At 71.0% G+C, this 20,744-nt stretch carries 20 protein-coding genes; 13 read left to right on the plus strand and 7 right to left on the minus strand.

The annotated features are described in order from the left end of the window. The first annotated feature begins 8 nt into the window (after positions 1-8). Positions 9-776, plus strand: coding sequence for a bifunctional 2-polyprenyl-6-hydroxyphenol methylase/3-demethylubiquinol 3-O-methyltransferase UbiG (locus tag FBY23_RS05985; protein ID WP_141797311.1), 768 nt, complete (start codon positions 9-11; stop codon positions 774-776). A 71-nt stretch (positions 777-847) separates the two neighbouring features. Here FBY23_RS05985 and FBY23_RS05990 read toward each other — a convergent pair whose 3' ends face one another. Further along, on the minus strand, positions 848-2,284 hold the full coding sequence (locus tag FBY23_RS05990; RefSeq protein ID WP_141797312.1) for a polysaccharide biosynthesis tyrosine autokinase: 1,437 nt from the start codon (positions 2,282-2,284) through the stop codon (positions 848-850). A 150-nt stretch (positions 2,285-2,434) separates the two neighbouring features. Here FBY23_RS05990 and FBY23_RS05995 point away from each other — a divergent pair, with 150 nt between their 5' ends. The 8 genes from FBY23_RS05995 (at position 2,435) to FBY23_RS06035 (ending at position 12,879) form a co-directional block, all read left to right on the plus strand. After that, positions 2,435-4,276 (plus strand): DUF4012 domain-containing protein, encoded by a 1,842-nt coding sequence (locus FBY23_RS05995; RefSeq protein ID WP_141797313.1) that lies wholly within the window; start codon positions 2,435-2,437, stop codon positions 4,274-4,276. A 116-nt stretch (positions 4,277-4,392) separates the two neighbouring features. Continuing rightward, positions 4,393-5,169 (plus strand): cobalt transporter, encoded by a 777-nt coding sequence (locus tag FBY23_RS06000; RefSeq protein ID WP_141797314.1) that lies wholly within the window; start codon positions 4,393-4,395, stop codon positions 5,167-5,169. Further along, positions 5,166-5,825, plus strand: a complete 660-nt coding sequence (locus tag FBY23_RS06005; protein ID WP_141797315.1) for a hypothetical protein — start codon at positions 5,166-5,168, stop codon at positions 5,823-5,825. Before FBY23_RS06000 ends, FBY23_RS06005 begins: the two co-directional genes overlap by 4 nt. An 11-nt stretch (positions 5,826-5,836) precedes the next feature. Next, positions 5,837-10,321: a LamG-like jellyroll fold domain-containing protein gene (locus tag FBY23_RS06015; protein WP_160158173.1), complete on the plus strand. Its 4,485-nt coding sequence runs from the start codon at positions 5,837-5,839 to the stop codon at positions 10,319-10,321. A 382-nt stretch (positions 10,322-10,703) separates the two neighbouring features. Then, the gene (locus tag FBY23_RS06020; protein WP_141797318.1) at positions 10,704-11,552 is read left to right on the plus strand and encodes a sulfurtransferase; all 849 of its coding nucleotides are present in this window, start codon (positions 10,704-10,706) and stop codon (positions 11,550-11,552) included. Beyond that, the gene (locus tag FBY23_RS06025; protein WP_141797319.1) at positions 11,552-11,860 is read left to right on the plus strand and encodes a DUF1416 domain-containing protein; all 309 of its coding nucleotides are present in this window, start codon (positions 11,552-11,554) and stop codon (positions 11,858-11,860) included. Before FBY23_RS06020 ends, FBY23_RS06025 begins: the two co-directional genes overlap by 1 nt. Before the next feature lie 102 nt (positions 11,861-11,962). Further along, positions 11,963-12,424, plus strand: a complete 462-nt coding sequence (locus FBY23_RS06030; RefSeq protein WP_141797320.1) for a thioredoxin family protein — start codon at positions 11,963-11,965, stop codon at positions 12,422-12,424. After that, positions 12,424-12,879, plus strand: a complete 456-nt coding sequence (locus FBY23_RS06035) for a DUF4395 domain-containing protein (RefSeq protein ID WP_141797321.1) — start codon at positions 12,424-12,426, stop codon at positions 12,877-12,879. The genes FBY23_RS06030 and FBY23_RS06035 overlap by 1 nt, the downstream gene beginning before the upstream one ends. A gap of 39 nt (positions 12,880-12,918) precedes the next feature. Here the strand turns inward: FBY23_RS06035 and FBY23_RS06040 are convergent, their stop codons facing one another. The 4 genes from FBY23_RS06040 to FBY23_RS06055 all read right to left on the minus strand — a co-directional run bounded on the left by FBY23_RS06040 (position 12,919) and on the right by FBY23_RS06055 (position 15,748). Further along, positions 12,919-14,028 (minus strand): hypothetical protein, encoded by a 1,110-nt coding sequence (locus FBY23_RS06040; RefSeq protein ID WP_141797322.1) that lies wholly within the window; start codon positions 14,026-14,028, stop codon positions 12,919-12,921. A 68-nt stretch (positions 14,029-14,096) separates the two neighbouring features. After that, positions 14,097-14,525: a D-aminoacyl-tRNA deacylase gene (gene dtd, locus FBY23_RS06045; RefSeq protein WP_141797323.1), complete on the minus strand. Its 429-nt coding sequence runs from the start codon at positions 14,523-14,525 to the stop codon at positions 14,097-14,099. Next, complete coding sequence (locus tag FBY23_RS06050) at positions 14,525-15,373, minus strand: SGNH/GDSL hydrolase family protein (RefSeq protein ID WP_141797324.1); 849 nt, start codon at positions 15,371-15,373, stop codon at positions 14,525-14,527. Before FBY23_RS06050 ends, dtd begins: the two co-directional genes overlap by 1 nt. A 12-nt stretch (positions 15,374-15,385) precedes the next feature. Further along, a complete protein-coding gene (locus FBY23_RS06055) occupies positions 15,386-15,748 on the minus strand; it encodes a DsrE family protein (protein WP_141797325.1) in 363 nt (120 codons plus the stop codon). Between the two features lie 196 nt (positions 15,749-15,944). On the opposite strand from FBY23_RS06055, the gene FBY23_RS06060 reads away from it, so the two are divergent. Genes FBY23_RS06060 through FBY23_RS06075 form a run of 4 tightly spaced genes read left to right on the plus strand, consistent with a single transcriptional unit; the run spans position 15,945 to position 18,403 of the window. Then, positions 15,945-16,439 carry an FABP family protein gene (locus FBY23_RS06060; RefSeq protein WP_141797326.1) on the plus strand — a complete coding sequence of 165 codons (495 nt, stop codon included), beginning with the start codon at positions 15,945-15,947 and terminating at the stop codon, positions 16,437-16,439. After that, a complete protein-coding gene (locus FBY23_RS06065; protein ID WP_260805780.1) occupies positions 16,432-16,959 on the plus strand; it encodes a Fur family transcriptional regulator in 528 nt (175 codons plus the stop codon). Before FBY23_RS06060 ends, FBY23_RS06065 begins: the two co-directional genes overlap by 8 nt. Beyond that, complete coding sequence (locus tag FBY23_RS06070) at positions 16,956-17,423, plus strand: adenylyltransferase/cytidyltransferase family protein (protein WP_141797328.1); 468 nt, start codon at positions 16,956-16,958, stop codon at positions 17,421-17,423. Before FBY23_RS06065 ends, FBY23_RS06070 begins: the two co-directional genes overlap by 4 nt. Continuing rightward, complete coding sequence (locus tag FBY23_RS06075) at positions 17,420-18,403, plus strand: folate-binding protein YgfZ (RefSeq protein WP_141797329.1); 984 nt, start codon at positions 17,420-17,422, stop codon at positions 18,401-18,403. Before FBY23_RS06070 ends, FBY23_RS06075 begins: the two co-directional genes overlap by 4 nt. Before the next feature lie 114 nt (positions 18,404-18,517). On the opposite strand, the gene FBY23_RS06080 is transcribed toward FBY23_RS06075, so the two are convergent. Beyond that, positions 18,518-19,777 (minus strand): sulfate adenylyltransferase subunit 1, encoded by a 1,260-nt coding sequence (locus tag FBY23_RS06080; RefSeq protein ID WP_141797330.1) that lies wholly within the window; start codon positions 19,775-19,777, stop codon positions 18,518-18,520. Beyond that, a complete protein-coding gene (gene cysD / locus FBY23_RS06085; protein WP_141797331.1) occupies positions 19,777-20,691 on the minus strand; it encodes a sulfate adenylyltransferase subunit CysD in 915 nt (304 codons plus the stop codon). Before cysD ends, FBY23_RS06080 begins: the two co-directional genes overlap by 1 nt. Positions 20,692-20,744: the final 53 nt, after the last annotated feature.

Raw genomic sequence — 20,744 nt, forward strand, 5'->3', positions numbered from 1 at the left:
GCGACCAGATGAGTGATGCGGGACAGGGATTCCAGCCGGGCGAGACGCTGTCGCGGCTCTATCCGGAGGTCCGCGCCGGTGGCTACACCCGCTACGACGGGTTCATCGAGTTCTACACCCGGGTCAACGCGCTCCTGGGCCCGGACAGCCGCGTGCTCGACTTCGGCGCCGGTCGCGGCCTGTGGGCGATCGAGCCGTTCCCCGAGCTGCACCGCCGGCTGCGCTCCTTCCACGAGCGGGTCGCCGAGGTCCACGGCGTCGACGTCGACCCGGTCGTCCTCGACAACGCCACCCTCACCTCGGCCCAGGTGATCGAGCCCGGCGCCCGGCTGCCCTTCGCCGACGCCTCCTTCGACCTGGTCCTCGCCGACCACGTGCTCGAGCACGTCGGCGAGGAGGACGCGCCGACCGTCTCCGCCGAGATCCTGCGGGTCCTCAAGCCAGGTGGCTGGCTCGCGGCCCGCACCCCCAACAAGTGGGGGATGATCGGCATCGGCGCGCGCGCCGTGCCCAACGACCTGCACACCCGGGTGCTCCGTCGCCTCCAGCCGCACCGCAAGGCCGAGGACGTGTTCCCGGTCCGCTACAGCATGAACACCCGCCGCTCCCTGACGGCACTGTTCCCCCCGCCCCACGAGCTGGTGGTCTACGGGCACTCCTCGGAGCCGACGTACTTCGGCTCGAACGCGCCCGCCTGGCGGGTCGCCCAGCTCGTCGACCGGCTCACGCCGCCCGCGCTGGCGCCGACGCTGATGGTGTTCGTCCGCAAGGGCTGAGCGCCACGACGACGAACGAGCCGCCGGGGACCAAGTCCCCGGCGGCTCGTGCTGTTGATGCGTGGTGGAGGTCAGGCCTTGCGGCGCCCGGAGGACTCGGCCTTGGCGTCGCCCTTGCCCGAGCGACCGGCGGCGCTGGTCTCCTCGTAGTAGTAGTAGTAATACGAGCCGATGGCGCGCTTGGCGACCATGTTGACCACGACGCCGTAGAGCCGGGCGCCGACCTGGTTGAGGCGGTTGATCGCCTCGTTGACCTGTTCGCGGGTCGTCTTGGCGTGCCGCACGACGATGATGACGCCGTCGGCGAGCTTGGCCAGCACCGATGCGTCCGCGACGGGGAGCAGCGGCGGGGCGTCGATGATCACCATGTCGTACGACGACCGCAGCCGCCGGATCAGGTCGTGGGTGATCTTCGACTGCAGGATCTCGGTCGGGTTCGGCGGCTTGGCGCCGGACGCGAGCACGTGCAGGCCGCTGGCCTCGTGGACCTGGATCGCGTCGTGGATCTCGGTCTTGCCGACCAGGGCGGTGGTGAGCCCGATCGCCGGGTCCAGGCCGAGGGTGCTGGCGACGCGCGGGCGGCGCAGGTCGGCGTCGATGATCAGCGTGTTGCGGCCGGTCTGGGCGAGCGCGACCGCGAGGTTCGTCGAGGTCATCGTCTTGCCCTCGCCGGGCACGGCGCTGCTGATCACCAGGCAGCGCGGCTGGTGATCGAGGTCGATGAACTGCAGGTTCGTGCGCAGCAGGCGGAACGCCTCGGTGCGCGCCGCGAAGCCGCCGAGGTCGGTGAGCAACGGGGCGGACCGGATGTCGCCGTCGAAGCCGATGCTCGCGAGCACGGGCGACTCGGTGAGCTCGGCGACGTGGTCGGCCGTGCGGATGGTGCGGTCCAGGAGCTCACGGGCCACGGCCAGGCCGATGCCGAGCAGGGTGCCGATCAGGATGGCCGCGACCAGGTTGAGCACCACGTTGGGGCTGACCTGGGTGGCGGCCGAGGCCTTGTCGGTGACCTGGGCCCGGATCTGCGAGTCCTCGGGATTGCCCGTGGTCGTGCCGCCGTCGGTGGTCGCACCGGGCGTCTCGAGGCCGGCGACGTACTCGGTGAACTTGTCGGTCGCGTAGTCGGCGATCTTCGTCGCGTCGTAGGGGTTCTCGTCCTTGTAGCTGATCTGGATGAGCGAGGTGCTCTCCACGACCTCGGCGTCGAACCGGGAGGCGAGCTCCTCGGCCGACATCTTCAGCTTGAGGTCCTTCTTGACGACCTCGGCGAGCCCGGTGCTCTTCACGACGGTGGCGTACGACGCCGCGCGGTTCGACGCGAACAGCAGCGCCGCATAGGCGTCGGTCGTGTCGCGGACGTCGACGGTGAGGAAGATCTGCGTCTTCGACTCGTACATCGGCGTACGCGTGAACGTGATCGCGGCGCTGACCCCGAGTGCGAGCAGGATGATCGACACGATGCTCATCCAACGGCGACCCAGCACCGTCAGGAATTGCTTGAACTCCAAGTCCCGTCCCTTGCTTGTGACATGCGTCCCGACCCGACCGACTGCCGATCCTAGGCCCCCGCCCCCGTACCCAACGCGGCAGACGGTCGATGGTCACTGTCCCATGGCCACCAATTGTCCGCTGCTAGGACATGGCCTAGTCTCCCGGGCATGTCGCCCGAGATTCGGCGTCGGCGCCGGTCTCGCGGCTTCCGGCGGCTGCTGCGGCAGGTACGCCGGTTCCGCCGGGAGCACCCTCGCTGGACCGTGGCGATCGGTCTCGGTGCGGTGCTGGTGTTGCTCGGGGGCTGGGCCCTGTGGGTGGCGCTCGGGGCTAGCCGCGACCTGGGGGAGGTCGACGAGCAGGCCCGCGCGATGCGCGACGCCCTGGTGCAGGGCGACGCCGCGGGTGCCCGCTCCGCCCTCGCCGCCTACCAGGAGGCCGCCGACTCCGCGGACGACACCACCCACGGCGCGACCTGGTCGGTGTTCGGGGCGCTCCCGCTCGTCGGTGACGACGCGAAGGGCGTGGCGACCGTGGCCGAGGTGCTCGCCGACGTCGGCCGGGACGGGCTGACGCCGGTGGTCGACGCGGCCGACCTGGTGACCGCGGAGAGCTTCCAGCCGGTCGAGCACCGCTTCCCGCTCGACCGGATCGCGGCCCTCGAGGAGCCCGCGGCCCGCAGCGAGAAGGCGTTCGACACGGCCAGCCGCAGGTTGGCCGCGGTGGACCCGACCGGGTTCGCCGGCCCGATCCGCACCGCGTTCGACGGGCTGCGGGGCCTGGTCGACGACGCGCGCGGAACCCTGCAGTCGACGTACCGCGCCTCCCGGCTGATCCCCCGGATGCTCGGCGAGGGCGGTGACCGCAACTACCTGCTGGTCTTCCAGAACAACGCCGAGTCGCGCAGCAGCGGCGGGCTGCCGGGCTCGCTGTCGCTCATCCAGGCCCGCGACGGCAAGGTCGACATCGTCCGGCAGGTCGACATGGCCGAGCTCGGCGCGACACCCGGCCACCCGGTCCTGCCGCTGAGCACCGAGGAGCGCGACCTGTTCGGCGAGATCCTCGGCACCATCGGCGTCGACGCCACCCTCACGCCCGACATCCCGCGCTCCTCCGACCTGATCCGGGCGCGCTGGCAGCAGGTCGAGGGGCAGCGCCTCGACGGTGTCCTGTACGTCGACCCGGTGGTCGTGTCGTACCTCCTCACCGCGATCGGCGAGGTCCCCGTGCCCGGCTACGCACCGATCACGGCCGGCAACGTGGTGCGCCGCGTCGAGAACGAGATCTATGCGCTCACCCCGGGCACGCAGGCGCAGAGCGACTACCAGGAGGCGGTCGCCAAGGCGGTCTTCGACGTCTTCTCCGACGGCTACGGCAACTCGGCCGACCTGATCCGCGGGCTGGTGACCGGTGTCGAGGAGGGCCGGGTACGCATGCACTTCTTCGCCGACGAGGCCCAGCGCGAGATCGCCGGCACCCGGATCGCGGGCGAGTTCGTCGACCGCACCGACGGCCCTCCGGTCGTCGGCGTCTACGTCAACGACGCCGGCCCGACCAAGATGCAGTACTACCTGCGGCAGAAGGCCGAGCTGTACTCCCGCTCCTGCTCCGGCGGCCGCCAGGAGCTCGGTGCCACCCTCACCTTCACCAACGCGACCCCGGGCCTGGCCGACCAGCTGCCCGACGCGATCACCGGCGAGTTCTTCCCCGGCAACCGCACCGACCCGGGCCAGCAGTTGCTCGTCGTCTACGTCAGCGCACCCGTCGGCGGCAGTGTGGACGAGGTGCGGATCGACGGCCAGTCCACGGGAGACCCCACCGTGTCGACGTACGCCGGCCGACAGGTCGCCACGATCGGCGTGCTCCTCGACCCGGGCCAGACCCAGACGGTCGACGTCGTGCTGCACACCGCCAAGGGCCAGCCGGACGACGCCCGCCTCGAGATGTCGCCGGGTGCGGCGCCCGGCAGCTCCAACGCCACGGCACCCTCGGCCTGCCGGGTGCGCTGACCCCGCGCTGCCCCGACCTCTTGGTGAGGGGTTTCGGCTTCTCTTCACCCCCGGGTCACCCGCGGGCCACCGGGCACCGGCGCCGACGTCACCGGGCCCGTCGACCATGACTGCCCGTGCCCTCCCTCGACGACCGCCTGGTCGACCTCGTCGGCTCGCCCGGATTCGTGCCCGTGGCGTTCCTGCTCGCCTTCACCGCCGGTGCCGCGCACGCCGTCGGTCCCGGTCACGGCAAGAGCCTGGCGGCGGCGTACCTCGTCGGGGCGGACGGCAAGGTCCGTGACGCCGCGTGGCTGGGGGCCTCCGTCGCGGTCATGCACACCGTCTCGGTGCTCGTGATCGCGCTCGCCTGGACCTTCCTGTCGCTCTCGGACGTGGTCTCGATGCAGCGGCTGACCAGCGGGCTGCAGCTGGCAGCGGGGCTGATGGTGGTCGGCGTCGGGATCTGGCTGTTCCGGCGCCACCTCCGCGCGGGCCACGGTCATGGGCACGGGCACGGCCACGGGCACGGTCATGGGCACGGGCACGGCCACGGTCACGGTCAGCGGCACGGTCATGAGCCGAGCCGTCCCGGTCTGGTCCTGCTCGGCATGTCGGGTGGCCTGACGCCGTCCCCGGCGGCCTTCCTGGTGCTGGTGACCGGCATCTTCACCGGTCGCTCCGGGTTCGCGCTGCTGCTCGTCATCACCTTCGGGCTGGGCCTGGCCACGGTCCTGTTCGGCGTCGGCCTGCTCGCCCTGGCCGGGCGCAGCATCGTGGTCCGCGCCGCGGAGTCCCGGGCCCTGGTCACGGCCGCGTCCCGGGTCGCGCCGGTGCTCGCCGCCGCGAGCATCACCGTCATCGGCGGCGTGGTCACCACGGCTGCCGTCGGGCAGCTGGTGTCGGCGACATGAGCCTGGCCGCGCACCCGTTCGGCGACCCGCAGACCGTCTCGGTCGCCGGCGACGCGCACGATCCCGCCGTCGTCCACGTGACCTGGAAGGTCGGTGCCGCCGACGACCTCACCCTGCTCGGCATCCACCTCGGCGTGCTGCCCGAGGACCGGGTGATGCTCGACGGCGCCATCGACTACGACGACGGCGACGCCAAGCTCGTGCAGCAGGCGCCCGAGGTGCACACCTACCTGCTCGAGCACGTCACGGTGGCCAGCGGCGGCCGGGCCTGTCCCGGTCGCGTGGAGGCGTCGGGCGACCTGATCGCCGACGGCGCCGACCTGGTGTTCACCTGTCCGCGGCCGGCGGCGAGCGCCACCGTCACGGTGAGCACGCTGACCGACCTGCACCCGGCGTACCGCACCCTCGCGACGGGTCCGGACGGGCAGCACCAGGTGTACGGCGCCGACGCGCCCACCCACGACTGGTCCCTCGGCGAGCGCACCTCCATGACGACCAGCACGACCATCGCGACCAGCAGCACCGGCAGCACCGGCAGCAGCGCTGCCCTCCAGATCGGCGGTGTTCTCGGCGCCGTGCTCCTCGTCGCCGTCGCCGGGACCCTCGTGGCCCGGCAGCGGCGACGGGCAACTCCCACCCCCACCCCCAACCCCTGAGGAGACCCGTCGTGCCCGCACGACCGATGCGCAGGCTCCGGCTGCTCGCGACCTCCGTGGTCGCCGTGGCCCTCGCCTCGAGTGGCCTGCTGGCCACCTCGAGCCAGGCCGCGCCGCCCACCGCCGCGCCGCCCACCGCCGCGACGCTGCTGCCGGACGCCCCGGCGGCGGCGACCGCCGTACCGGCGCCGACCCCCGACGTCCTCGACGTCGCCTTCCCCGGCGGCGTCCCGACGGACGCTGCCCAGTCACTGGCGCCGATCACGTACGGCACCCCGACCTACGGGACCGACGCCAAGCAGGGCCCCGTCATGACGGTGGACGGCGTCGACGACGCCGTCGGGTTCCCGTTCGAGGACCAGTGGAGCAAGCTCACGACGGGCGTCAGCGTCGAGTGCGTGTTCCGCGTCGACACCACGATGCCGGTGTCCAACGAGAAGGACATGTGCTCCGACAAGGAGGCCGGCGGCATCTCGATGTACGTCACCGGCGGCAACCTCGGCTTCATGGCCCACATCGGCGGCGGCTACAAGAGCGCCCTGACGCCCATCGACGGCAACCGCTGGTACCACGCCGTCGCGACCTGGGACGGCAGCCAGATCCGGCTCTACGTCAACGGCCAGCTCGCCCAGACCACCGCCGCCTCGGGGGCGCTGACCTTCCCGGCAGCCACCGCCCGGCGCTTCGTCGTCGGCGCGGACGCCAGCCCCACCGGCGTCGGCCAGCCCGCCCCGCCCAGCACCTTCGCCGCCTCCGGCGTCTTCTCCCGCGCGGTCAGCGACGACGAGGTGAAGGCCCTCGCGGCGCAGTGGGACACCGCCGTCGAGACGCCGCAGGCCGACGTCCTCGACGTCGACTTCGCCGACGGCACCGCCAAGGACCGGGTCCGCGACCTCGCGGTCAAGACCTTCGGCAGCCCGACGATCGGCCACGACAACGCGCTCGACCGCGACGTGGTGACCCTCACCGGTGACGACGCCTACGGCTACGCGCTCACGCCGCACTGGGACCAGATCACCTCGGCGGTCAGCATCGAGTGCACCTTCCGGTACGACGGCCCGCTGCCCGCCGGCACCGAGGCGTCGGTCTGCTCCGGCAAGGAGGCCGGCGGCTACTCGATCTACGTCAACGAGGACAAGGTCGGCCTGATGGCCCACATCGGCGGCGGCTACAAGACCGCGCGCGCCGTGATCAGCGCCGGCCGCTGGTACCACGTCGTCGGCGTGTGGACCGGCACCGAGATCAAGCTGTACGTCGACGGCGTGCTCGCCGCGACCACGCCGGCCACCGGCGCGCTGACCCTGCCCAACGCCACGGCCCGTGCGTGGACCGTCGGCGCGGACTCCTCGCCCAACGCAGGCGCGCAGTTCTACACCAGGGGCAAGCTGGCCAACGCCCGCATCTACGGCCGCGCGCTCAACGACACCGAGGTCAGGGCGCTCGACATCGCCGCCTTCGGCGAGCACCCGGACGCCGGCGTCCGCCTCGACGCCTCCGTGCCGGCGGCGGGCGACCACCTCTCCTCGCCCGTCGAGCTCGACCTCGACATCGCGCACGAGGACAACGCCACGGGCTGGGTCTTCCTGCTCGACGGCGAGCCGGTCGCCGAGGGCGACCCCGTCGGCGCGGGCCTGCAGGCCGGCTCGCACAGGATCACCGCGACCGCCGTCGACGTGTTCGGCAAGCCGGTCTCCTTCGAGGTTCCGTTCGAGACCGACACCATCCCCTCGGGCGGCGGCACCGGGTCCGGCGAGGGCAAGGGCGTCGTCCAGCTCTCCGCGATCGCGACCAGCCCCGACGGCGGGGACGTCACGACGACCTTCCGCGAGGCCACCGCGACCGTCGCCGACGGCGGCGTCCAGGGTGTGGTGAAGAAGGTCCCGACCACGCTCGAGTTCGACCACGAGCAGGAGCAGCCGATCACCGGGCGCCTCGCGCCCGACGACGGCGACGCGACGGCCAGCGCCACCAGCGGCGACCTGCCGTTCCAGCGCTTCGACGTCGAGGTCGGCCCGGCCGTCACCGGCCAGCAGGTCGTGTGGAAGGGCGTCGTCGACCCGGAGCGGTCGGTGACCCTGCGGGCCTGGAACGCCCAGACCTCCGCGTGGGTCGAGCTCGCCACCGCGCGCGGTGTACGCGACGGCGACACCGTCCTCAACGCCGTGCTCCGCCCGGCGCTCGTCGACGGCGGCACCGTGCACCTGCTGGTGCTCGGCACCGACCCGTTCGCCGACGACCTCGCCCCGCGCGACGAGAAGGCCGCCGAGGACAAGGACGACTTCGAGAACCCCGACGACTACGACTTCTCGCTGGCCCACTTCACCGACACGCAGTACCTCGCCGAGGGCGCGGCCGGTGGCACCTACGACGACTGGGACGGCGTCGCCGAGCCGGCCGACCAGATGAAGGCCGAGGAGCAGGCGATCTGGGCGAAGGCCTACCGCGCCACCACCGACTGGATCGCCCAGCAGGCCGGGCCGCGCAAGATCGCCTGGGCCGGGCACACCGGTGACGTCATCGAGAACGACTACAACGACCCGCTCGCGACCAACGGCTCCGGCCAGCTCCTCTACCCGGGGCTGGACGACCAGGTCACCCGCGAATTCGAGTTCACCTCCGGCGCCCAGGCCACGCTCGACGGCTCGGGCATCCCCAACCAGGTGATCGCCGGCAACCACGACAACCAGCTCGGCAACGAGACCGGTCCGACCTCGCGGTTCAACCGGTACTACGGTCCGGACCGCTACTACGCGGCCGCGCAGAGCTGGCCGAGCGGTGCGTCGTACCACGCCTGGGACGAGGCGACCGACAGCCAGGGCGCGGTCAGCACCCCCGGCCAGGACAACCAGAACAACTACGTCCTGTTCTCCGCAGGTGGCCTCGACTTCGTCGCGGTCGGCCTGTCGTACGGCGTCACGCAGGCCGAGGCGGACTGGGCCAGCTCGGTGTTCCAGCGCTACCCCGACCGCAACGGCATCCTGCTCACGCACGCCTACCTCGCGCCGTCGACGGCCAAGGACGGCCGCGGGGCGAGCTTCTCCGGCGACGGCTCGAAGCTGTACGACGAGGTGGTCAGCGCCAACCCGAACGTCTTCTTGATCCTGGCCGGCCACGAGCACGGCGTCGGGACCAACCTCAAGACGGGCGTCGGCGCGACGGTGCAGCACAACGTGGTCGAGCTGCTGGCGGACTACCAGTTCTACAAGGTGTCCGCGCGCGAGCTGTGGCCCGACAAGGTCGACGGGTCCGGCAACATCGACCTCGACGGCGACGGCGACACCGACCACAAGGCGAGCGACCTGCTCCAGTTCGGCGCCAGCTGGCTGCGGCTGCTGCAGTTCGACGTCGACCGTTCCGAGGTCAGCATCGACACCTACTCGCCGCACTTCGACAACTTCGGGGCGACCGAGTACGACGACCGCAAGCGCTACAACAGCGCCGAGGACAACCTGACCCTGCCGGTCGACCTCTCCAGCCGGAGCACGACCTTCTCGACCGACGGGCTGACCGTGGTGACCCCGACCGAGCGGGTCATCGGCGTACAGACGGCGAGGTCGGGCTGGCCGGCGACGGTCTCGTGGACCGGGCTCGCCGAGGGGGAGGTCTACGCGTGGACGGCCGAGAGCCGGACCGAGGACGGTGAGCGGGTCGGCGCGATCCGCCAGTTCGGCACGGTGTTCCGGGCGAGCGCCGCCGGCACCGACACGAAGGCACCGACGCTCCAGGTGCCGGCCACGACGACGGTCCCGGTCGGTGGCGAGTTCGCCCCACTCGACGGGGTGAGCGCGACCGACGACACCGACAGCGACGTCCTGATCCGGGTCGTCGGGGACGTCGACACGGGCACGGCGGGCACCTACGTGCTCACCTACGTGGCGGAGGACGACAACGGCAACCAGGTGATCGCGTCCCGCGTGGTCACGGTCGTCGAGCCGGTCGACTCCCGTGCGGTCACGACGGTCACGGTGGCCAACACGTCGGCCACCTTCGGCACCGACCTCGCGCTGACCGCGAAGGTCGGCCCGGCCGGCGCCACCGGCCAGGTCCGCTTCCTCAACGGAGAGGACGTGCTGTGCGAGGCGAGTGTCTCGGGCGGCGTCGCGACCTGCGTCGTACGGATGCTGCCGCCTCCGGGCGACCACGCGATCCTGGCGGTCTACGACGGCGACGACACCCACCGCGAGTCGCAGCGGTCCTTCGTGCTCGAGGTGGTCGACCCGGCCGCCAAGGCGGACCCGGGCCTGAGGGCCAAGGCGAAGAAGGCCTCGCTGGCGAAGGGGAAGCGGGTCGTGCTGAGGGCGAAGGTCGCTGTCGGCGTCAGCGGCCGGGTCGCGTTCAGGAGCGGTGGGCGCACCCTGTGCGTCGCGACGATCGACGACGGGGTCGCCACGTGCCGGGTGCGGCTCAAGCCCGGCCGTTGGAAGATCAGGGCGACGTACGCCGGAAGCGCGGCGTACGCGGCCGACAAGGCGGTGTTCACGGTGCGCAAGCGCTGAGTCCGCCCTGCTCCGATGACCGCCGCCCGGCGGGACCGACAGGTCCCGCCGGGCGGCGGTCTCATTATCTGGATGTCTGTCTCATATTTCGAGAAGCGGAGTTCGTGGATCCGGGAAAGCCGCCTAGGCTCTTCTCCATGTCGACGACCCTGCTGCTGACCAAGCGGCGCGCGGTGGACAACTGCCGCGTCAGCTCGGCGCTGTGTCGACCCTGCTGACGGGTCTCTGAGCCTCCGGCACTCTGCCGCCTCTCCCGTCGTCTCCGTGGCGCTGTCGCGCGCCCAGGCGCCGTCCTGTGCGTTCGTCGTGCTGCTCTTCAGGGAGCAGGCGCCGCAGCACTGTCCGTCGTACCGCACCATCGCAACCACCAGAAGGAATCACCATGAGCCGCGAGAATTCGCTCGTCTCCACCCAGTGGGTCGAGGACAACCTCGGCACCGACAAGGTCGTCGTCATCGAGGTCGACGAGGACACCACGGCCTACGACAAGGGTCACATCAAGGGCGCCATCAAGCTCGACTGGACCACCGACCTCCAGGACCAGGTCCGTCGCGACTTCGTCAACAAGGAGCAGTTCGAGGCGCTCCTGTCCTCGCGTGGCGTCGCCAACGACGACACCGTGATCCTCTACGGCGGCAACAACAACTGGTTCGCCGCCTACGCCTACTGGTACTTCAAGCTCTACGGCCACCAGGACGTCAAGCTCATGGACGGCGGCCGCAAGAAGTGGGAGCTCGACAGCCGCGAGCTGACCGACGAGCTGCCCCAGCGCGCCGCGACCTCCTACACCGCCCAGGAGCAGGACCGCTCCATCCGCGCCTTCCGTGACGACGTCGTCGCCGCGATCGGTGCCCAGAACCTGGTCGACGTGCGCAGCCCCGACGAGTACGCCGGTCGCCTCCTCGCGCCGGCCCACCTCCCGCAGGAGCAGTCGCAGCGCGCCGGCCACATCCCGACCTCGGTCAACGTCCCGTGGAGCAAGAACGCCAACGACGACGGCACCTTCAAGTCCGACGCGGACCTGCAGGCGCTGTACGCCGAGGTCGGCTTCGACGAGGACAAGGACACCATCGCGCTGTGCCGCATCGGTGAGCGCTCCTCGCTGACCTGGTTCGTGCTGCAGGAGCTGCTCGGCAAGAAGAACGTCAAGAACTACGACGGCTCGTGGACCGAGTACGGCTCCCTCGTCGGCGTCCCGATCGCGCTCGGCGACGAGCCCGGTGACGCCTGATGTGCGGCGCGAAGGTCGGCGGCCTGTCGCTTGACGGCGTCAACGTCGCCAAGGAGGCCGTGATCCAGGGCCAGGTCGTGCGCGGCACCGGCGACGACGCCACCCCCGTGGCGAGCGCCTACGTCCGCCTGCTCGACAAGTCCGGCGAGTTCACCGCGGAGGTCCCGACCTCCGCCACGGGCCACTTCCGGTTCTTCGCCGGCGACGGCCAGTGGACGCTGCGGACCCTGGCCCCCAAGGCCGACCCGGTCGACCGCGTCGTCCAGGCGCAGACCGGCTCGGTCGCCGAGGTCCTCATCTCGCTCTGAGGACCTGAACGGAGGTCGAGGAGGTCGCGCAGCGACCGTCTCGAGACCAGTCGGCGGCGGTTCCCGGAATCCGGGGGCCGCCGCCGCGGTTGAAGGAGGATTGTGAACCCCGGACTCGTGTTGCTCCTGGCCGCCGTCGTCGTGGCGGTCGGCTTCGGGCTGTACCGCCGTCGTACCGACGGGACCTTCGCGACCCCGGCGGTCGAGGAGGCCGCGCAGCGACCGTCTCGAGACCCCGAGCCGACCGCGTGGTCGGCCGTCGCCGCCTCGGTGCCCGCGGCCGAGCTGGGGGAGCGGGCCACCCTGCTCCAGTTCTCCAGCGCGTTCTGCGCGCCCTGCCGCACCACCCGCGTGGTGCTGTCCGACGTCGCCGGCAAGCTCGACGGCGTCGCGCACGTCGAGATCGACGCCGAGGAGCATCTCGACCTGGTCCGCGCCCTCGACGTCCGTCGTACGCCCACGACGCTGGTCCTCGACCGCTTCGGGCACGAGATCACCCGTGCCGCCGGCGCCCCACGCCGCGAGCAGGTCCTCGCCGCCCTCCCGACGCTCCAGGGGGCCTGATGTCCGCGACTGCTCCCACCGTCGCCGGCATCGACCCCCGCGGCCCCCGCTTCACCGCCGCGATCACCCTCGTCGTCTTCGCCGTCGCGTTGGTGCTGTCGGACGCGGCGCCCGGGGTGGCCGCCGTGATCACCGGCGTCCAGGCCGTCCTCTTCGCGATCGGTGCCGGACTCGGCGTCCAGAGGACCCCGACGGGAGTGCTCTTCCGCCGGCTGGTCCGGCCGAGGCTCGCCGCTCCCGACCACCTCGAGGACCCCGCCCCGCCCCGCTTCGCCCAGGCCGTCGGACTGGTCTTCGCCGTCGTCGCCACCCTCGGCTTCGCCACCGGCGCCGTCCTCCTCGGCCAGGTCTTCGCCGCGCTCGCCTTCGTCGCGGCCTTCCTCAACGCTGTGTTCGCGTTCTGCCTCGGGTGCGAGCTCTACCTGCTGGGGTTGCGTTCTTTGCGTCGCATCTGACGAATGGGCTGTGTCTGAGGCTATTTCACAGCCCATTCGTCAGATGCGACGGCGGTGACGCAACCACTGTTCGCGCTGGTACGGCGTCAGGGCGAGTCGCGCGGCGACCGTGGAGGTGTCGACCCACCAGCCGGGCAGCTCGAGCGTCCATGAGCGGCTATCGGTGTTCGGGGCTGCCCGCTCGTAGGCGCCACGCAGCCGCTGCACGAAGAGCTCCCGCTCGCCGGCGCCGGCAAGGGTGCTGACCACCTCGATCCCGTGACGGCGCGCCAGGTCGTCGCGGGTGAGGTCGCGACTGCGCGTCCTGCGGCTGGCGTGGTCGTCGCCGTTGTACTCCCCGGCGATTGCAGCCTCCACGTCGAGCAGGTCGGGTGTGAAGAGATGGTTGCCTGCCCGGTCGAAGATCGGTGCATTGCACACCAGGTGACGTCGTGGGAACGCACCCTTCCACAGGAGGCGCGTGGTGACCTCTGTCGGCGACCAAGCGTTCTCGTCGCCGTGCTCGATGGCACGCTTGAGCCGCCGGGTTCCTGGGCGTGGGCCGAGGCGTGCCGCGTATCTCGTCAGTCCTGCCAGCGTGACCAGATCGTCGTACGCCGCCATGTCGACGTACCTCGTGGCCTCGAGGTCGTTCCGCGCGGTGCGCGCGAGGTGGGTCACCGAGCGGTTGGGCACGGTCACCGGTATGCCGTCGACCCAGGTCACGTCGTCGTCGAAGAGCCACTCCTCCATCAGGTGCGCTCCGCTCCGCGGCCGCGCAGTCTGTTGGTGACCGAGCGCTACCTGGACGTCCAGCGGGCGTCCGTCGGCGCCGTAGCCGTCGAACCAGTGCGCTCCCATCAGGTGAAGGCCGGCCCAACCGGTGACGGCAGAACCCTCCGGAAAGGGCACGAGAGCCTCGACGATGCGCTGGTCGGTCCGGTTCCGGTCGGTGCAGGACGGCACGTAGTACCACGGCGCGACCCTGGTCCATCGAGGCCCGCGGGCTTGCCCGCGCGTCGGTCCGCGCAGCCCGGTCGGGTCCACCCGCACGGGGGCCACGATCCCGTCCCGGGAGAGATGAGGCAGATCCATGCAACCGAGCATGATCAGGTTCGTGAGTCCGTGGGTTCGTCCTCCACAAGGGAGGGGTGCCGTGGAAGCGCGCATCTGACGAATGGGCTGTGAATCCTGCCGAATCGCAGCCCATTCGTCAGATGCGAGCCGAAAACGGAACCTCAGGGGGTCTCGAGGAGCACCGTGAACGGGCCGTCGTTGACCGAGCTCACCTTCATGTCCGCGCCGAACACTCCACGCTGGACGGGGGTTCCGGCCGCCTCCAACGCCGCGCACACCGCGTCGTAGACCGGCTCGCTGACGGCCGCCGGCGCGGCGGCGATCCAGGTGGGGCGGCGGCCCTTGCGGGCCTCGCCGTACAGCGTGAACTGGGAGACCACCAGCGCGGGTCCGCCCGTGTCACCGAGCGACTGCTCGTCCGCGAGGATGCGCAGGTCGCGGATCTTGCGGGCCATCCAGGCGACCTCGGCGGCGCCGTCGGTGTGGGTGACGCCCAGGTAGACCAGCAGGCCGGGCGCGTCGATGGCGCCGACGACCTCGCCGTCGACGACGACGGAGGCGGAGCTGACCCGCTGGAGCACGGCGCGCACTAGTCGACGACCTCGGCCACCAGCTCGGCCACGAGCTTCTGCTCCTCGGCGTAGGGGTGCCAGATCAGCGCCTTCTTGCCGGGGGTGGGCTTGATGCCCGCGATCCACGGGTCGTCGGAGCAGATGTCGTGGCCGCGGGTCGGCGTCGCCGTGTCGACGTACGTCGCACCGCCCGCCTCGGCCGCGGCCTCGGCAGACGCGTTGAGGCTCTCCACGACGCCGCGCACCAAGGGCAGGTCGCCCTTGGCGATGCCGAGGTTCGCGCAGGTGTCCTGCTCGGGGAAGATCGTGGGGTAGCCGACCAGCACGACCTGGGCCTTCGGAGCCCGTTCGGTGACCGCCTCGATGACCGCGGTGAGGCGCGCGGTGATCTGCGCCAGTGCTGCCTCGGTGCTGTTGGCGCCGGCCGCGGCGTCGGCGTCGGTGCAGGGCGTGCCGGTGGGATCGGCCATGCCGAGCTGCACGCACTTCACGAAGACCCGGATGGAGAGGGCGAAGTCGTTGAACCCGAGCCCGATCGTGACCAGGTCGGTGCTCGCGTCGACGGCCTCGACCTGCGGCGGCAGCCTCTTCCCGAGCGCGTCGTACTCGCCCAGTACCGCCTCGGTCGGGGCCCCGGAGCAGCTGACATCGGTCAGCTCGAGGTCCAGGTCCTCGGCGAGCAGGTGGGGATAGTTGTCCTTCGAGCGCCGGCACGCGGCGGGCGGGTCGGCGCGACCGACGCCGGGGGCGGCGGCGTAGGAGTCGCCGAGGGCGACGTACTCGCGCTTCGGACCGGACGACTTCTCGCAGGCGCTGAGCGTGACCGCCATGGCGGCCGCCAGGAGCAGGGCGGAGGCGCGACGCATGGGAGAACCTTCTCAGTAGACGAGCGCCTGCACGTCCTCACCCAGGACTTCCTCGACGAACACCGGCGCCCCCGCGATGCGTACGCCGGCCAGCAGGTCCGGCTCCGACAGCGAGCGCCGCGCCGCGCACTGCGCGCACACGGTCACCGAGCCGGTCGCCAGGACGGCGTCGATCAGGTCGGGCAGCGGCGTCGCGAGCGGCAGGTCGAGCTCGGCGGCCCGGCCGGGGACGGCCAGCCAGGCGGCCTCCCCGGTCAGCCAGAGCGAGACCGGGACGCCCGAGACGGCGGCCGCGGCGGCCACGGTGAAGGCCTGGTTGCAGCGCTCCGGGTCGTCGGCTCCGCAGGTGACCTTCACGACGAGGCTGCGCGACATGGGTCAGAGCCTACGCAGTCCCTAGGGAAGCGCTGATCGATGGCGCCTGCTGCGCGCCGCGATGCGCGCACGCTGGCGGCGTTGCAGACGCTCGACGTGCGCCCAGCATGTCTTCGCGCCTGCGCCTTGCCATCGCACGCGCCTCGCGACGCTCGCGACGTCGCCATCGATCAGCGATTCCCTAGACTGGTCGATCGTGGCCTTCGAACTTCCCGACAACCTGCACCCCAACTGCGGACCGATCGCGTGGATGCTCGGCACGTGGCGTGGCAACGGCCACGGCGACTACCCGACGATCGACTCGTTCCAGTTCGGCCAGGAGCTGATCTTCACCCACGACGGGCGCCCGTTCTTCCACTACATGGCGCGCTCCTGGATCATCGACGAGAACAACGAGAAGGTCCGCGACGCCGCCATCGAGACCGGGTTCATCCGGGGCGTCGGCGAGGGCCGCTTCGAGATCCTGCTGACCCACAACACGGGCATCGCGGAGATCTGGGAGGGCGAGGCCGCCGACGGCAAGTTCGAGTGGACCACCGACGCGGTGGCGCGCACCGAGACCGCCAAGGAGTACGTCGCCGGCAAGCGCCTCTACGGCAACGTCGAGGGCGACCTGCTCTATGCGTTCGACATGGCCGCGATGGGCCAGCCGCTCCAGCCGCACCTGTGGGCGAGGCTCAAGCGTGCCTGATCACCGCCCCGGGGACTCCCGAGGCACGAGGGAGGACCCGGGCTCGGCGGGGAGGTCGAGGAGCGCCGCGGGCGAGGAACGAGGCCGCGACGCGCGTCTCGAGACCAACGACTGGCGCGCAGCCCTCCGTGAGAAGGGCTACCGCCTCACGCCCCAGCGCGAGCTGATCCTCGGTGCGGTCGACGCGCTCGGCCACGCCACCCCCGACGAGGTGCTGGCCCACGTCCAGCAGACGGTAAGCACGATCAACGCCTCCACCGTCTACCGCACGCTCGAGGTGCTCGAGGAGCTGGGCCTGATCCGGCATGCGCACCTGTCCGACCGCGCCCCGACGTACCACTCGACGCGGGGCCACGTGCACTTCCACCTCGTGTGCCGCGGCTGTGGCGACGTGATCTCCGTCGACGAGGCCGAGGCGGCGCCGTTCGTCGCCGCTCTCGCCACCCGGGGGTTCGTCCCGGACCTCGGCCACCTGACCGTCTTCGGGCGCTGCGCCCGCTGCGAAGGAGCGACCCCGTGACCACCGTGCTGACCTACGGCACCTTCGACCTGTTCCACATCGGCCACCTGCGGCTGATCGAGCGCCTCGCCGGGCTCGGTGACCGCCTGGTCGTGGGCGTCTCGACCGACGAGTTCAACGCCGGCAAGGGCAAGAGGTCCGTCGTGTCCTACGACGACCGGGCCGCCATCGTGGGCGCCATCAAGGGCGTCGACCTGGTGCTGCCGGAGCGGTCCTGGGACCAGAAGCGCGCCGACATCGTCGAGCACGGCGTCGACCTGTTCGTGATGGGCGACGACTGGGCCGGGAAGTTCGACGACCTCTCCGACGTTTGCGAGGTGAGGTACCTGCCGCGCACCTCGGGTGTGTCGAGCACCGAGATCAAGGAGATGCTCCGCACGCTCGACCCGGCACACATCGAGGAGATGCAGGCAGCCCTCGGCACCCTCACCCGCCTCCTCGAGCACTACCGGGACCTCACATGACCACCCAGCAGACCCGCACCAGCCCCCTTCTCGACCTCCCCGGCGCCGTCGCCGGCGAGGGCATCGACGCCGGAGTCGCGGCCCACTACGGCAGCCTGTACGGCGAGCAGCGCGCCCTCGCGGCCGGCGAGGGCTTCGTCGACCTCTCGCACCGCGACGTGCTCCGCGTCACCGGTCCCGACCGGCTGACCTGGCTGCACTCGCTCACCACGCAGTACTTCGAGGGCCTGCCCGCCGGCCAGTGGGTCTCCGCGCTGGTGCTCTCGCCACAGGGTCACGTCGAGCACGCCTTCACCGGCGTCGACGACGGCGAGGCCTTCACCGCCCACACCGAGCCCGGTCGCGCGGGCGCGCTGGTGGAGTTCCTCGAGCGGATGAAGTTCATGATGCGCGTCGAGATCACCGACGCGACCGGCGACCTCGCCGTCGCCTGGCGCCCGGTCGGCGAGGGCCGCTACGACCTGGTGCCGCGCGACCAGCTGGCGTCGTACGCCGAGGCGGCGGGGCCGGCCGCGGGTCTGTGGGCCTTCGAGGCGCTGCGCATCGAGCGCGGCGAGCCGCGCTTCGGCATCGACACCGACGAGCGCACCATCCCCAACGAGGTCGGCTGGCTGGGGGTCGACCAGGCTCCGTCATGGGCGGCCGCCGTGCACATGGACAAGGGCTGCTACCGCGGCCAGGAGACGGTCGCCCGGGTGCACAACCTGGGCAAGCCGCCCCGTCGGCTGACCCTGCTCCACCTCGACGGCTCCGAGAACCGGCTCCCGACGCCCGGCACCGAGGTGCTGCCCGAGGGCGGTGGCCGCGCGGCCGGCGTCGTCGGCTCCTCGGCCCGCCACCACGAGCTCGGCCCGATCGCGCTCGCCCTGGTCAAGCGCAACACCGACGTCGCCGCGCAGCTCGTCGTCGACGGGCTGCCCGCCGCTCAGGAGGTCGTGGTCGACCCCGAGGTCGGGCTGCACTTCCGTCCCCAGCGCTGACCCGGACCCGCTCAAACCGTTCGATCGAACGGCTTGAGCGGGTTCAGACGCCGAAAACCCGCTCAATCCGTTCGATCGAACGGTTTGAGCGGGTTCCGGCGTACGACGCGTGCGTCAGCCGTTGATCATGCCGGCGCCGACGGTCACGCCGGTCGCCTCGTCGATCAGGATGAACGAGCCGGTGGTGCGGTTCTTGGAGTACGGGTCGCACAGCAGCGGCACGGTGGTGCGCAGCGTGACGCGGCCGATCTCGTTGACGCCGAGCTCGTTGGTCGCCTGGTCGCGGTGCAGCGTGTTGACGTCGAGGCGGTACTGAATGTCCTTGACCAGCGCGCGGCCCGTGCGGGTCGTGTGCTTGATCGCCAGCTTCTGCCGCGGCTGCAGCGGGGCGGTGGTCATCCAGCAGACCATCGCGTCGATGTCCTGGCTGGGGACGGGGGCGTTCTTGACCCGGGCGATCATGTCGCCGCGCGACACGTCGACGTCGTCCTCGAGGTGGACCGTCACGCTCATCGGCGGGAAGGCCTCGGAGATCTCCTTGTCGAACAGGTCGATCCTGGCGATCTTGGAGGTCATCCCGGAGGGCAGTACGACGACCTCGTCGCCCGGCTTGAGGACACCGCCGGCGACCTGGCCGGCGTACCCGCGGTAGTCGTGGAACTCGTCCGACTTGGGCCGGATGACGTACTGCACCGGGAAGCGGGCGTCGATCAGGTCGCGGTCGGAGGCGACGTGCACGTGCTCGAGGTGGTGCATGAGCGTGGGACCGGAGTACCACGGCATGTTCTCGGAGCGGGTCACCACGTTGTCGCCCTGGAGCGCCGAGATCGGGATGACCTCGAGGTCGGGCACGTTGAGCTTCGTGGCGAACTGGGTGAACTCGCGGTAGATGTTCTCGTAGATCGACTGGTCGAAGTCGACGAGGTCCATCTTGTTGACCGCGAGCACGAGGTGCGGGACGCGGAGCAGCGAGAGGATCACCGCGTGCCGGCGGGACTGCTCGGTGAGGCCCTGGCGGGCGTCGACGAGCACCAGGCCGAGGTCGGCGGTGGAGGCGCCGGTGACCATGTTGCGCGTGTACTGCACGTGGCCCGGGGTGTCGGCGATGATGAACTTGCGGTTGGGCGTCGCGAAGTAGCGGTAGGCCACGTCGATGGTGATGCCCTGCTCGCGCTCGGAGCGCAGGCCGTCGGTCAGCAGCGCGAGGTCGGTGTAGTCGTAGCCCTTCGCCTCGCTGGTGGCCTCGACCGCCTCGAGCTGGTCCTCGAAGATCGACTTCGAGTCGAGCAGCAGGCGCCCGATCAGGGTGGACTTGCCGTCGTCGACCGAGCCGGCGGTCGCGAAGCGCAGGAGATCCATGTTCGTGCCGGCCATCAGAAGTAGCCCTCCTTCTTGCGGTCCTCCATGGCAGCCTCGGAGAACCGGTCGTCGCCGCGGGTCGCGCCGCGCTCGGTCTTGCGGGCCACGGCGACCTCGTCGATGATCTCGGCGATCGTCGACGCGGTGCTCTCGACGCAGCCGGTCAGGGTGATGTCGCCGCAGGTGCGGAACCGGACGGTCCGCTCCTCGACGACCTCGCCCTCGCGCAGCGGGTTCAGCGGGGTCTCGCTCATCAGCATGCCGTCGCGCACGAACACGCGGCGCTGGTGGGAGTAGTAGATGCTCGGGATCTCGATGCCCTCGCGGCCGATGTAGTCCCAGACGTCCAGCTCGGTCCAGTTGGAGATCGGGAAGATCCGCATGTGCTCGCCCTCGTGCAGGCGGCCGTTGTAGAGGCTCCACAGCTCGGGACGCTGGTTCTTCGGGTCCCACTGGCCGAACTCGTCGCGGTGGGAGTAGACGCGCTCCTTGGCGCGGGCCTTCTCCTCGTCGCGACGCCCGCCACCGAACGCGGCGGTGAAGCCGTTCTCCTCGATCGCGTTGAGCAGCGTGGGGATCTGGAGGCGGTTGCGGCTGATCTTCGCGGCGTCCGGGATGATCCCGTTCTTGATCGCGTCGTCGATGCTCGCCACCACGAGGTTCACGCCGAGCCGGCTGACCCAGCGGTCGCGGGTCTCCATGACCTCGGGGAAGTCCAGGCCGGTGTCGACCTGGAGGATCGAGAACGGGATCTTCGCCGGGTAGAAGGCCTTCTCGGCCAGCCGCAGCATGACGATGGAGTCCTTGCCGCCCGAGAACATCAGCACGGGCTTCTCGAACTCGGCGGCCACCTCCCGGAAGATGTGGATCGACTCGGCTTCCAGCTGGTCCAGCTGGCTGAGCCGGTAGTCGCTGTGGGTCTGGGACATGGTCCGCATCGTGCCATGCACGACCTGTCACCGGGACATCCGAGCGGTCTTGC

This window comes from Nocardioides sp. SLBN-35, assembly GCF_006715725.1.
Taxonomy (GTDB): domain Bacteria; phylum Actinomycetota; class Actinomycetes; order Propionibacteriales; family Nocardioidaceae; genus Nocardioides.